This is a genomic window from Actinomadura sp. 21ATH (genome assembly GCF_041951345.1).
Lineage (GTDB): Bacteria > Actinomycetota > Actinomycetes > Streptosporangiales > Streptosporangiaceae > Spirillospora.
Window position 1 is genome coordinate 81,981 of the sequence record NZ_JBGNUR010000010.1, and the last position, 12,026, is coordinate 94,006.

At 73.2% G+C, this 12,026-nt stretch carries 13 protein-coding genes; 7 read left to right on the forward strand and 6 right to left on the reverse strand.

All coding sequences use genetic code 11. The annotated features are described in order from the left end of the window. Positions 1–137 precede the first annotated feature (137 nt). Positions 138–1,172 (reverse strand): alpha/beta hydrolase, encoded by a 1,035-nt coding sequence (locus tag ACA361_RS26515; protein WP_375016116.1) that lies wholly within the window; start codon positions 1,170–1,172, stop codon positions 138–140. A 233-nt stretch (positions 1,173–1,405) separates the two neighbouring features. Between ACA361_RS26515 and ACA361_RS26520 the strand changes: the two genes are divergently transcribed. Together ACA361_RS26520 and ACA361_RS26525 are read left to right on the forward strand one after the other, a co-directional pair. Further along, positions 1,406–1,819: a YbjN domain-containing protein gene (locus ACA361_RS26520; protein ID WP_375016118.1), complete on the forward strand. Its 414-nt coding sequence runs from the start codon at positions 1,406–1,408 to the stop codon at positions 1,817–1,819. Between the two features lie 170 nt (positions 1,820–1,989). Then, positions 1,990–2,751 carry an isocitrate lyase/phosphoenolpyruvate mutase family protein gene (locus ACA361_RS26525; protein WP_375016120.1) on the forward strand — a complete coding sequence of 254 codons (762 nt, stop codon included), beginning with the start codon at positions 1,990–1,992 and terminating at the stop codon, positions 2,749–2,751. 87 nt (positions 2,752–2,838) lie between these two features. Here ACA361_RS26525 and ACA361_RS26530 read toward each other — a convergent pair whose 3' ends face one another. Further along, positions 2,839–3,582, reverse strand: coding sequence for a glucose 1-dehydrogenase (locus tag ACA361_RS26530; protein ID WP_375016122.1), 744 nt, complete (start codon positions 3,580–3,582; stop codon positions 2,839–2,841). Further along, entirely contained in the window at positions 3,579–4,706 is a 1,128-nt protein-coding gene (locus ACA361_RS26535) for an LLM class flavin-dependent oxidoreductase (RefSeq protein ID WP_375016124.1), read from the reverse strand. The genes ACA361_RS26530 and ACA361_RS26535 overlap by 4 nt, the downstream gene beginning before the upstream one ends. 106 nt (positions 4,707–4,812) lie before the next feature. Here ACA361_RS26535 and ACA361_RS26540 point away from each other — a divergent pair, with 106 nt between their 5' ends. Further along, a complete protein-coding gene (locus ACA361_RS26540; protein ID WP_375016126.1) occupies positions 4,813–5,400 on the forward strand; it encodes a PadR family transcriptional regulator in 588 nt (195 codons plus the stop codon). A 12-nt stretch (positions 5,401–5,412) separates the two neighbouring features. Here the strand turns inward: ACA361_RS26540 and ACA361_RS26545 are convergent, their stop codons facing one another. Further along, entirely contained in the window at positions 5,413–5,895 is a 483-nt protein-coding gene (locus tag ACA361_RS26545; protein WP_375016128.1) for a flavin reductase family protein, read from the reverse strand. Between the two features lie 99 nt (positions 5,896–5,994). Here ACA361_RS26545 and ACA361_RS26550 point away from each other — a divergent pair, with 99 nt between their 5' ends. Beyond that, entirely contained in the window at positions 5,995–7,470 is a 1,476-nt protein-coding gene (locus tag ACA361_RS26550; protein WP_375016130.1) for a FadD3 family acyl-CoA ligase, read from the forward strand. Here the strand turns inward: ACA361_RS26550 and ACA361_RS26555 are convergent. Next, complete coding sequence (locus ACA361_RS26555; RefSeq protein ID WP_375016131.1) at positions 7,465–8,049, reverse strand: PadR family transcriptional regulator; 585 nt, start codon at positions 8,047–8,049, stop codon at positions 7,465–7,467. The two genes, ACA361_RS26550 and ACA361_RS26555, sit on opposite strands and share 6 nt — an antisense overlap. Before the next feature lie 47 nt (positions 8,050–8,096). Between ACA361_RS26555 and ACA361_RS26560 the strand changes: the two genes are divergently transcribed. Both ACA361_RS26560 and ACA361_RS26565 read left to right on the forward strand, forming a co-directional pair. Continuing rightward, entirely contained in the window at positions 8,097–8,867 is a 771-nt protein-coding gene (locus tag ACA361_RS26560) for a glucose 1-dehydrogenase (protein ID WP_375016133.1), read from the forward strand. A 5-nt stretch (positions 8,868–8,872) separates the two neighbouring features. Continuing rightward, positions 8,873–9,778, forward strand: coding sequence for an alpha/beta hydrolase (locus ACA361_RS26565; protein WP_375016134.1), 906 nt, complete (start codon positions 8,873–8,875; stop codon positions 9,776–9,778). Positions 9,779–9,806: 28 nt separating this feature from the next. Here ACA361_RS26565 and ACA361_RS26570 read toward each other — a convergent pair whose 3' ends face one another. Next, positions 9,807–10,706 carry an IclR family transcriptional regulator gene (locus tag ACA361_RS26570; RefSeq protein ID WP_375016136.1) on the reverse strand — a complete coding sequence of 300 codons (900 nt, stop codon included), beginning with the start codon at positions 10,704–10,706 and terminating at the stop codon, positions 9,807–9,809. A 152-nt stretch (positions 10,707–10,858) separates the two neighbouring features. Here ACA361_RS26570 and hsaA point away from each other — a divergent pair, with 152 nt between their 5' ends. Continuing rightward, positions 10,859–12,025 carry a 3-hydroxy-9,10-secoandrosta-1,3,5(10)-triene-9,17-dione monooxygenase oxygenase subunit gene (gene hsaA, locus ACA361_RS26575; protein WP_375016138.1) on the forward strand — a complete coding sequence of 389 codons (1,167 nt, stop codon included), beginning with the start codon at positions 10,859–10,861 and terminating at the stop codon, positions 12,023–12,025. The last annotated feature ends 1 nt before the right edge of the window (position 12,026 follow it).

Genomic DNA, 12,026 nt, shown 5'->3' on the forward strand with positions numbered 1-12,026 from the left:
CAATGAATCCACTTCATATTGGATTTTCAGTTTTCGTCGGCGGCCCTGTGGAAGTTCTGAAAACGGCTCCTGGGCAGGCCGGACACCGGTCCCGGCGGGGCGGCCGGGACCGGTGCGGACGGGGACTCAGTAAGCGATCAGGCGGCGGGCGCGATGCGCTCGCAGAGCCACGCGAGCGACAGCGGGTAGCGGTAGTCGATGCCGCCGTGCGGGGCGTCGAAGAGCTCGAAGCGGATCGCCTTCTCCTCGACCCCGTTGTCGGCCAGCGCCCGCCGGAACGCCTGCGCGCCGATGTCCAGGTACCACTCGTCGCGGGTGCCGCCGTCGATCCAGATCGCCGTCTGGGAGCGCAGCGCGTCGGCGTACCGCGGTACCATCCGCACCGGGTCCAGGTCCAGCCAGCGCTGCCACACGCCGGGACGCAGCACGCCGTCCACCGGGTCGAACGGCAGTTCCGGCGTCCCGTCGGAACGGGCCGAATAGGCCGCGGTGTAACCGATGATCTCCAGCAGTTTCGCGTCCTCGGGGCGGCTCATCGGCACCCGGGTGTGGAAATCGTCCCACCAGGCCATGATGTCGCCGCCATAAGCGCGCAAATGGCGCACCGCCTGCGGGAAATCGGGCAGGTAGCAGTATTCGAAAAGGGCGTCGCCGGCATGGGTGGCCAGCGCGCCGAACAGATCGGGCCGCAGCATCGGCGTGATCATCGCGCCGTAGCCGCCGGACGATTTGCCGGTGATCGCGCGGTGGGCGGGCTCCGGGAGCGTCCGGTAGCGCGCGTCCACCCACGGGACGACCTCGTCGCAGAGGTACGTGTGGTAGCGCCCGGTGCCCGCCGAGTCGAGGTACTGGCTGCCCCCGTATGACGTCCACGTGTCCACGTACACGACGATCGCGGGCGGCGCGTCGCCGCGCGCGAACACCTCGTCGGCCGTCTCCGGGAACGGCCGCCGGAACGGGGTCCGGTTGCGCCACATCGCGACGTGCCCGGTGAAACCCATGATCACGTACACGGCGGGGTAGCGGCGGCCGGGGTCGTCGCCGTACCCGGGCGGCACGTACACCCACAGCGGGCGCTCGTGCGGATCGCCCAGCGGGTTGCCGCGCAGGACCTCGCTCGTGACGGTGTGCTCGTCCAGGCGGCCGGCGAGTTCGGCGGACCAGGGCAGCATGGGCGCTCCTTCCACGTGACCGACACCCCGACGCTAGCCGATGCGCTCACTTCCCGGTCTTCGGTGACTTCTGCCGAAATTGGCCCGGCGATTACCGTGCGGCGGCCATTGCCACTCGGCATGCCAATCCTCCCGCCAATCCCCTGCCCATCCGACAAGTCCGCAAGTCAGGATTGATGGGTGTCTGCTAGCCTCCGCCCATCCGACGAAACTCACACGGGGAAAGGCACGCCATGAGCCGAGAGCACACCGTCGCCCACGTCGAGAAGATCCTCGCCGCCTACCTGGAGACCGACGAGGTGGTCTTCGACGAGCAGGGCGACGTCCCGATCCGGCGCGGCAGCGCCCTCTACTACGTGCGGGTCGGCCGCACCGAGCCGTACCGCGTGGAGGTCGTCTCCTCGGTGCTGAGCGGCGTCGAGGAGAGCTACGAGCTGCTGAAGGCGCTGAACGAGATCAACGCCGGCATCTACGGCATCCAGGCGTACTTCCGCGGCGGCCGGGTGATCTTCAGCACCGACATGCTCGCCGACACCCTCCAGGCCGAGGAGCTGGAGCGGGCCTGCGCCCTCATCAGCGGCGCGGCCGACAAGTACGACGACGAGCTCCAGTCGAGGTTCGGCGGCCAGAAGACGTTCGAGGAGTAGGGCGCGCGGGACGTGGCGCGGCGGGGCGAGCGGCCGCCCGCCGCGCCATGATCTTCTCTGCCCGTGCCGCGGGCCCGTGCCACGCGGCCGTGCCGCAAGGCCGTGTCACACAATGGGGCGCCGTCCAGTCCTAGTACGACAGCGCAGTCCCACTTGGGGAGAGAAGAGACGTGACCGACCACAACGCCAAGGCCGCCCGGCTCCGCGAGCTGCACCGCCCCGGCGAGCCGCTGATCCTGCCGAACGTCTGGGACGCCGCCAGCGCGAAGATCCTCGACGAGGCCGGCCACCCGGCCGTGGCCACCGCCAGCGCGGCCATCGCCGCGATGCTCGGCTACGAGGACCACGAGGGCGCCCCGGCGGAGGAGATGCTCGCCGCCGCCGGCCGGGTGGTCCGCGCGGTGGGCGTCCCGGTGTCGGTGGACGCCGAGGCCGGCTACGGCCTGCCCGCCGCCGAGCTGGTGGAGCGGCTCGCCGGCATCGGCGCCGCCGGCTGCAACCTGGAGGACACCGACCACCGGGGCGGCGGTCTCGTCGCCGCGTCCGCGCAGGCCGAGTACATCGCCGCCGTCCGCGCCGCCGCCGCGGAGGCGGGCACCGACCTGGTCATCAACGCCCGGGTCGACACCTTCGTCGCCGGCCGCCCGGACCCGCTGCCGGAGGCGATCGAGCGCGGCCGCCTCTACCTGGACGCGGGCGCCGACTGCGTCTACCCGATCATGGCCCCGACCGAGGACGACATCGCGGTCCTCGCCAAGGAGATCCCCGGCCCGATCAACGGCAACGTCCTCCCCGGTTCCAGCGTGGCCCGGCTGGCGGAGCTGGGCGTCGCCCGGATCTCGTTCGGCCCGATGCCGTACCTGCTGGCGCTGGACGCGTTCAAGGCCATGGCGGGCCGCCTGAAGGCGGGCGAGGACCCGTACGGGAGCTGACCCGGACCCCGCGCCCCGCGGTGGCCCCGGACACGCCGGAGCCACCGCGCGCGGGACGTCACCTGCGGACGGTGACGGGTAGCCGCCCTAGGCGGTGGTGAGGCCGCCGTCGACGGCGTGCTCGGCGCCGGTGATGTACGCGGCGGCGTCCGAGGCCAGGAACAGCACCAGGCCCGCCACGTCCGCCGGCCGCCCGGCCCGCCCCAGCGGCACGGACGGGGCCCGGCCCGCGGTCCGCGCGGTGAACTCCGCGATCATCGGGGTGTCGATGACGCCGGGATGGACGCTGTTGACGCGGATCCGGTCGGCGGCCAGGTCGAGCGCGGCGGACCGGGTGAGCCCGCGCAGCCCGAACTTGCTGGAGGCGTACGCGGCGTGCCCGGCGATGCCGACCAGGCCGGCGGTCGAGGAGATGTTGACGATGGAGCCGCCGCCGGCCGCGCGCATCGCGGGCACGGCCGCCCGGATCCCGAGGAACGGCCCGACCAGGTTGGTCCGGAGGAGTTCCTCGAAGCCGTCGCGGGTCTGCCGGTCGACCGGGGCGGTCCGCCAGATCGCCGCGTTGTTGACCAGGACGTCCAGCCGCCCGAAGCGCTCGGTCGCGGTGCCGACGACGGTCGCCCAGCCGTCCTCCGAGGTGACGTCGTGCGGGACGAAGACCGCCGCGCCGCCGATGGACGCGGCGACCGCGCGGCCCTCCTCCGCCAGGACGTCGGTCAGGACGACCTTCGCGCCCTCGGCCGCGAACAGCCGCGCCTCGGCCTCGCCCTGGCCGCGCGCCGCGCCCGTGATGACGGCGACCCTGCCTTCGAGCGCCGCTCCGGGGCTCATGACGAGGCGCCGTTCCGGAAGTGCGGGATGACCTTCTCGCCCCACTGCCGGATGGTCTCCATGCACGCCTCCTGCGGGACGGTGCCCATCTGGATCAGGCACATGACCTCGTCCACGCCGATGTCGGCGAGCCGCTGCACGTACTCGATGGCCTGGTCGGCGGTGCCGTAGGCGTGCTCGGCGTTGAACGCGCCGGTGTCCTGCGGGCGGGCCGGGATGTTGGCCTCGTTCAGCTTGGCGACCAGGGCCTCCTTGTCCCTGGCGAGCGCGGCGATGTTGTCGTCGTCCTCGGTGTCCTCCTTGGGGGCGGGCGCGTTGCCGTACCAGTGCGCGATCGACTCGGCGAAGAACCGCTGCCCGCGCGCGCCGATCTTCAGGGCCTTGGCGGGGTCGTCCAGCACGATGGTGGGGCAGAGCGCGACGAACCTGTCGTTGGTGTGCGGGGAGACGAGCCGCTCGCCGGTCCGGGTGCGGACGGTCGCGTGGTACAGGTCGTACATCTCCTGGACCTCCTCCGGCCCGGCGAAGCCCATGACCAGCGCGCCGACGCCCAGCTCGGCGGCCATCGTCACGGTGTCGCGCTTGGAGCACGCCATGTACAGCGGCGGGTGCGGCGTCTGGACGGGCCGCGGCAGGATCTTCGCGGGGCCGACGTCCAGCAGGTCCGTGTGCCAGTCGACCTGCTCGTCGCGCCAGGCGTTGGCGAGGAAGCGCAGGCCCTCCTCCATCTGGGGGTAGGTGTCGGACGGCCGCACGCCGTACATCCCCATCTCCATCCGGGTGGAGCCGCGGCCGCCGCCGACGTCGAGCCGGCCGCCGGACAGGGCGTCGAGCATGCCGACGCGCTCGGCGACCCGGACCGGGTGGTTGTAGTTGAACGGCATGCAGATCACGCCGTGGCCGATCCGGATGGTGGAGGTCCGCGCGGCGACCCAGCTGAGGAAGATCTCGGACGCGGACATGTGCGCGTACCGCTCCAGGCCGTGGTGCTCGACCGCCCAGACGCGGTCGAAGCCCATCTCCTCGCCGTAGACGGCCTGGTCGACGCTGTCGAGGAGGATCTGCCGCTCGCGCTCGGGGGTCGGGTTCGTCAGCTGCGCCTCAAAGATCATCGAGAACTGCACGGGGCTCGCTCCTTATTTCGGTTAGTAATATTCCTAACAGATATACCGCGGTGCCGCCACATCCCGGTTCGGTAGCCTTCGGGGTGTGACGCAGGAGCCGCCGAACTTGCCGCCGACGAGCTGGGCCGTCCTCGGCCTGCTGTCCTTCGGGCAGGAGCTGTCCGGGTACGACCTGAAGAAGTGGGCCGACTGGAGCCTGAAGTTCTTCTACTGGAGCCCGTCGTACAGCCAGATCTACGGTGAGCTGAAGCGGCTGGAGAAGGCCGGCTACGCGGTCTCGCGCGTCGAGCTGACCGAGAGCACCCGCGGCAAGCGGGTGTACGCGATCACCGACGAGGGGCGCGCGGCGGTGAGCCGGTGGGCGCGGGACGCCCCGGTCGAGCCGCCCGTCCTCAAGCACGGCGTGATGCTGCGGGCGTGGCTCGGCCACCTCATGGAGCCCGAGCGGCTGCGCGAGGTGATCGAGCAGCACCGCGAGTACTCCGACCGGATGAGCCGGCTCGCCGAGGCGGACGCCGAGGGCGCGGCCGAGGTGGCCGAGTGGGCGTACCCGGAGATGGTGCTGCGCTGGTCCAAGCGCTACTACGAGGCCGAACGCGATCTCGCGCGGCAGATGCTCGACGACCTGGAGGAGCTGGCGCGGCGCCCCCCGCCCAAGCCCGAGGGCGGGGAGTACGACCGCATCAGGAAGTAGCCGCGGCGGCCGTCAGGCCAGGCGGCCGTAGGTGCTGCGGAAGAACAGCAGCGGGTCGGCGTCGCGCTCGGCGGTGAGCGCGGTGACCGCCCCGATGGCGATGCTGTGGTCGCCGCCCGGGAGCACGGCGGACAGGTCGGCCTCGATCCAGGCGAGCGCGCCCGGCAGCAGCGGCGCGCCGTTCGCGCCCGGGTGCCAGTCGAGGCCCTCGAACTTGCGCGGCCCGGCGAGCGCCGCGCAGATCTCCCGCTGGTCGGCGGCCAGCACGTTCACCGCGAACCGCCCGGCGGCGCGGATCCTGGGCCAGCTGGTCGAGGCGTTGCCGGGGCAGAACGTCACCAGCGCCGGCTCCAGCGAGAGCGAGCTGAACGACTGGCAGACCATGCCGGCCGGCGCGCCGTCGAGCGCGGCGGTCACGGCGACCACCCCGCTGGCGAACGTGCCGAGCACCCGCCGCATCTCGCCGGGGCTCACCTCGGGGGTCGTGACCGTCATGTACGCGACCTCCAGATATTTCGATCAGGCATATTCCGATTAGAAGCATCGGTGTGGTTCGATGTCAAGGACACGTCCCAGCGAGGGAGAGAGGGACAGATGGTTCCTGGCACGATCCCGGCGCTCGTCGAGTACGCGGCCGCCGCCCACGGAGATCGTGAAGCGCTGGTGGACGGCGACGTCCGGTGGACCTACGCCGAGCTGGCCGCCCGGGTGCGCGGCGCCGCGCACGCCGCCGCCGCGCGCGGCGTGCGGCCCGGCGACCGGGTCGGGATCTGGGCGCCGAACGGGCGGCACTGGATCGTCCACGCGCTCGGCCTGGCCTGCGCGGGCGCCGTCCTGGTGCCGCTCAACACCCGCTACAAGGGCGCCGAGGCCGCCGACATCCTGCGGCGCGGCCGGGCGAGCGCGCTCTACACGGTGAACGGCTTCCTCGGCGTGGACTACCCGGCCCTGCTCGCCGGCGAGGACCTCCCCGACCTGGCCCGTACCGTCCTGCTGGACGAAGAGGGCGAAGGGGATGCAGTCTCTGAGGCGGAGTTCCCGAAGCTCCCGGAGGTCGCTCCCGGCGACCTCTCCGACATCATCTTCACCTCGGGGACGACCGGGAAGTCCAAGGGCGTGCTCACCACGCACGGCCAGAACCTGCGGGTGTTCGCCGAGTGGTCCCGCAGCGTGACGCTCCGCCCCGGCGACCGCTACCTGCTCATCAACCCGTTCTTCCACACCTTCGGCTACAAGGCGGGCATCCTCGCGTGCCTGCTGAACGGCGTCACGATGGTCCCCGAGCCGGTCTTCGACCTCGGCCGCGTGGTCGAGCGGCTCGCCGCGGAGCGGATCAGCGTCCTGATGGGCCCGCCGACCGTCTTCACCTCCCTGCTGGAGCTGCCCGAACGGCCCGGGCACGCGATCCGGCTCGCCGGGACGGGCGCCGCGAACGTCCCGGTCGACCTGGTCCGCCGGATCCGCGAGGAGCTGGGCGTCCCGTCCGTCTTCACCGGGTACGGCCTCAGCGAGTCGTGCGGCGTCGTGTCCGTCTGCCCGCCCGACGCCGACGCCGAGACGGTCGCGACCACGACCGGGCCCGCGCTGGCCGGCACCGAGGTGCGGATCGACGCGGGCACCGGCGAGATCCTCGTCCGCGGCTACAACGTCATGCGCGGCTACCTCGACGACCCGGCCGCCACGCGCGAGGCGATCGACCCGGACGGCTGGCTGCGCACCGGCGACGTCGGCGTCCTGGACGAGCGCGGCTACCTGTCGGTCACCGACCGGCTCAAGGACATGTTCGTGGTCGGCGGGTTCAACGCCTACCCGGCGGAGATCGAAGGGGTGCTGGTCACCCATCCGGCGGTCGCCGACGCCGCGGTCGTCGGCGTCCCGGACGGGCGGCTCGGCGAGGTCGGCGCCGCGTACCTGGTCGTCCGGTCACCGGTGGAGCCGGCCGAGCTGACCGCGTGGCTGCGCGAGCGCCTCGCCAACTTCAAGGTCCCCCGGTACTTCCACGTCGTGGACGCCCTGCCGCGCAACGCGGGCGGCAAGGTCCTCAAGCAGGAGCTGCGGGGGCGGTCATGAGCGCTCCTCCCCGCGCCGGGCCAGGGCGTCCAGGTCGGCGAGCATCCGGTCGGCGAGGTCGCGCTCGGCGGCGTGCCGGCGGGCGGCCCAGCGGGTGACCAGCTCCGCGTACGCCCAGCTCGGGACCTGCTCGGACACCTTCCGCGCGTACTCGGCCTCCGCGTGCGCCCGCTCGCTGGCGGCCCGGTGCTCCAGCAGCAGCTCGCGCAGCGGCCCGGGGCTGGACAGGTGGCCGAGCCAGAACCGCAGCATCGGCGCGTGCTTGAGGACGGGCCGCTCGACCGGCGCGTCCGCCAGCCATCCGGCCAGCGCGTCCCTGCCCTCGGCGGTGATCCGGTAGACGCGGCGGGTACGGCCGTCGTCGGCGGGCGCGGAGCGGGACGCCGCGTACCCGACCCGCTCCAGCCGCTTGAGCTCGGAGTAGATCTGGCTCATCGCCGGGCTCCAGTAGAAGAACCGCAGCACGTGGTCGGCCCACTGCCGGACGCCGTACCCGGTCAGCTCCTCCTCGAAGGACAGCACGCCGAGGACCGCCCAGGCGGTCGCGGGGAGCTCGGGGGAGCCGGCGGAGCGATCCATGGAATTCAACACTACGGCCCTGCGCCGGAACGGAAAGGAGTCACCCCATGCCGGGACTGGAGGACAAGGTCGTCATCGTGACGGGCGGCGCGCGGGGCATCGGCGCCGCGGCCGCGGCGGCCATGGCGGGCGAGGGCGCCCGCGTCGTGATCGCCGACCTGCTGGAGGAGGACGGCCGGGCGACCGCCGCCGAGCACGGCGGCACGTTCCACCGGCACGACGTGACCAGCGAGGAGAGCTGGCGGGAGGTGGTCGGCGCGGTGCTGAAGGAGCACGGCCGCGTGGACGGCCTGGTCAACAACGCCGGGATCTCGTCCAACCTGGTCATCGAGCGGGAGTCGCTGGAGCACTTCGAGCGCGTACTGAAGATCAACCTGACCGGGGTGTTCCTCGGGCTGAAGGCGGTCGCCGAGCCGATGCGGGCGGGCGGCGGCGGGTCGGTCGTCAACATCTCCTCGGCGGCGGGGCTGATGGCGCTGCCGGGGACGTCGGGGTACGGGGCGTCCAAGTGGGGCGTGCGCGGGCTCACCAAGATCGCGGCGATCGAGTTCGGGCCGTCCCGGATCCGGGTCAACTCGGTGCATCCCGGGATGACGTACACCGCGATGACGGCCGAGCACGGCGCGCAGGTCGGCGAGGGACTGTTCCCGCTGGCGGCGCTCGGCCGGGTCGGCGTGCCGGCCGAGATCGGCGCGGCGGTGAGCTTCCTGATCTCGGACGCGGCGTCGTACGTGACCGGCGCGGAGCTGGCGGTGGACGGCGGCTGGACGGCCGGCGAGGTGGTCATGCTCGGCCAGGTCACCGGGCAGGGGCGGTAGGAGAGGTGGACAGGCTCACCCGGAGGGTCCGGGACGCGATGACGGCCGGGTTCCCCGCGCTGGGGGAGACGGTCCTCGACGCGGCGGAGGCCAGGGCCGTGCTCGCCGCGGCCCCGGTCCCGGACGTGCCCCGCACGCCGGTCGCGCGGGTCGAGGACCGCGCGGCAGGGGACGTGCCGGTACGGATCTACTGGCCGGACGCGCCGGCGCCCGCCCCCGTCGTGGTCTTCTTCCACGGCGGGGGCTTCGTGCTGTGCGATCTCGACAGCCATGACGGCCTGGCCCGGGACCTGTGCGCGGGCGCGGGGGCGATCGTCGTGTCGGTGGACTACCGGCGGGCGCCCGAGCACCGCCATCCGGCCGCCGCCGACGACGCGTACGCGGCGGCGGCGTGGGCGCACGCGCACGCGGCCGAGCTGGGCGGCGACCCCGGACGGCTGGCCGTGGCCGGGGACAGCGCGGGCGGCGCCCTGGCCGCCCTCACCGCGCTCCGCGCCCGCGACGGGGGCGGCCCGCCGCTGCGCCACCAGCTGCTGGTCTACCCGGTGACCGACGCGGCCATGGACACCGCCTCGTACCGCGACCACGCGGCGGACGGCTTCCTGACCGCGAAGGCGATGGCCTGGTACTGGGAGCAGTACCTCGGCGGCGCGGACGGCCGGGACGCCTCGCCGCTGCGCGCGGCGGACCTGTCCGGCCTGCCGCCCGCCTGCGTGATCACGGCCGAGCACGATCCGCTGCGGGACGAGGGGGAGGCGTACGCGGAACGGCTCGCCGCCGCGGGCGTACCGGTCGAGGCCCGCCGCTTCCCCGGGACGTTCCACGGCTTCGCCGGCGTCACCCACGTCCTGCCGGCGGCGCGGGAGGCCGTGGCGCTCGCCGCGGCGGCCCTGCGGAGGAACCTGGCCTGACCGGCCGGTTCCCCCGCGGGGCGCGGGCTCACATCCAGTCGTTGCGCTTCGACCAGGTGACCATCCCGCTCAGGGCCTCCTCGGACCAGTGCGGGGCGGTCGCCCGCGGCCGTTCCGGCGCCGGCTCTTGCGCGGGGGCGGGAGCCGGGGCCGGAGCGCGCCGGGACGGGACGAACAGCGCCCGCCACACCGCCCGCGACGTCGTGAGCAGCGGCGGCGTCAGCGCGCGCGGGTCCAGCCGGTTCGGCGGCCCGGACAGCGAGATCGCCGCGACGGGGCGGCCCGCGCCGTCCCGCAGCGCCGCCGCGACGCAGGCGACGCCGCGGTGGTTCTCCTCCCGGTCCAGCGCCACCCCGCGCTCCCGGATGCCCGCCAGCTCGCGCCGCAGCACCTGCGGGCTCGTGACCGTGAACGGGGTGCGCGCGGTCATGCCCGCCGCGACCACCTCGGCGAACTTCTCCTCGCCGGCGAACGCGAGCATCGCCTTGCCCGCCGCCGTGCAGTACGCGGGCTGCCGGCCGCCCAGCCGGGACGGCGCGCGCCCGTCCGGCGCGCCGCCGATCTTCTCCAGGTAGACGATCTCGTGCCCGTCCAGGATGGACAGGTGCACCAGCGCGCCGGTGGCGGCGTGCAGCCGGTGCAGGAAGGGCAGCGCGACCTCGCGCAGCCGGTTCTGGTGGGCGGCGAGCGCGCCCAGCTCGATCAGCCCCAGGCCCAGCCGGTACTTCACCCCGGACCGCTCCAGCGCCTTCAGCTGGACGAGCTGGTCGAGGATCCGGTGCACGGACGAGCGCGGCAGCCCGGTCCGCCGGACGACGTCGGTCATGGACAGCTCGGGCGTCGCGGCCGTGAAGGAGTACAGGATGCGCGCGGCCCGCGCCAGCATCGACGACTCCAGATCGAGCTCCGCGGCGGCGGGAACGGCCATGGGCGCCTCCTACTCGGGTCTCCCGGTCACCGGGAAGTTTTCTATTTCTAATCGGAACATCCCGCTTAACGTACACGCAACCCGTCCGTGAGCCGGGTCACAGCGGCCGTCCCCACCAGGGCGATGAGCTGCGCACGAGCAAGGAGCGTGAATTGAGCGAGCAGGTTCTCGAGGCCGTGCGGGCCCTCCTCCCCGCCGTCGCCGAGCGCGCCGGCGAGGCCGAGCGGGCGCGCCGGCTGCCCGACGCCACGATCAAGGAGCTGGCCGGCACCGGCTTCTTCCGGCTGCTCCAGCCGAAGCGGTACGGCGGGTACGAGGCCGACCCGGTCGACTTCTACACCGCCGTCAAGGAGATCGCGACGGCCTGCGGCTCCACCGGCTGGGTCGCCTCGGTCGTCGGCGTCCACCCGTGGCAGCTGGCGCTGTTCCCGGACGAGGCGCAGCGCGAGGTGTGGGGCGAGGACGAGAACACGCGGATCTCCTCCTCGTACGCGCCCACCGGCACGATCACCCCGGTCGAGGGCGGCTACCGGGTCAGCGGGCGGTGGAGCTTCTCCTCCGGCTGCGACCACGCGCAGTGGGTGTTCCTCGGCGGGCTCGTCCCGGACGCGTCCGGCGCGCCGGTGGACATGCGCACGTTCCTGCTGCCCCGCGCCGACTACGCGATCGACGACGTGTGGGACACCATCGGCCTGCGCGGCACGGGCAGCAACGACATCGTGGTCGAGGACGCGTTCGTCCCCGAGCACCGCACGCTCAGCTTCGCCGCGACCAGCGCGCTCGACTGCCCGGGGAACGAGGTCAACACCGCCGCGCTCTACCGGCTGCCGTTCGCCGCCGTCTTCACCACGACGATCAGCACGCCGATCGTCGGGATCGCGCAGAGCGCCCTGGACCACTACCTGAAGGCGACCCGGGAGCGGATCCGGATCTCGTACGGCGGCCAGAAGGTGGCCGAGGACCCGCACGCGCAGGTCCGCATCGCGACCGCCGCGAGCGAGATCGACGCGGCCTGGCTCCAGCTCCGGCACAACATCGGCGAGCTGCTGCGGGTGACGGCGGCCGGCGAGGAGCCGTCGCCCAAGCTGCGGCTCGCCACCCGGCGCGACCAGGTGATGGCGACGCAGCGCGCGATCAAGGCGGTCGACCTGCTGGTCGACAACGCGGGCGGGCGCGCGCTGAAGACCGGCAACCCGGTCCAGCGCGCCTGGCGGGACGCCCGCAGCGGCCGCGTCCACGCCGCGAACGACCCCGAGCGCGCGCTCGCCCTGTACGGCCAGGGGGCCCTCGGCCTCGAAGTCACCGACGTCATGTTCTGAC

Bases quoted from the DNA above. Each gene is read 5' to 3' on its own strand.
- ACA361_RS26560 (WP_375016133.1), top strand. From the start codon at position 8,097: ATGCCGGGACTGGAGGACAAGGTCGTCATCGTGACGGGCGGCGCGCGG.
- ACA361_RS26555 (WP_375016131.1), bottom strand. From the start codon at position 8,049: ATGGATCGCTCCGCCGGCTCCCCCGAGCTCCCCGCGACCGCCTGGGCG.
- ACA361_RS26515 (WP_375016116.1), bottom strand. From the start codon at position 1,172: ATGCTGCCCTGGTCCGCCGAACTCGCCGGCCGCCTGGACGAGCACACC.
- ACA361_RS26570 (WP_375016136.1), bottom strand. From the start codon at position 10,706: ATGGCCGTTCCCGCCGCCGCGGAGCTCGATCTGGAGTCGTCGATGCTG.
- ACA361_RS26550 (WP_375016130.1), top strand. From the start codon at position 5,995: ATGGTTCCTGGCACGATCCCGGCGCTCGTCGAGTACGCGGCCGCCGCC.
- ACA361_RS26530 (WP_375016122.1), bottom strand. From the start codon at position 3,582: ATGAGCCCCGGAGCGGCGCTCGAAGGCAGGGTCGCCGTCATCACGGGC.
- ACA361_RS26545 (WP_375016128.1), bottom strand. From the start codon at position 5,895: ATGACGGTCACGACCCCCGAGGTGAGCCCCGGCGAGATGCGGCGGGTG.
- ACA361_RS26520 (WP_375016118.1), top strand. From the start codon at position 1,406: ATGAGCCGAGAGCACACCGTCGCCCACGTCGAGAAGATCCTCGCCGCC.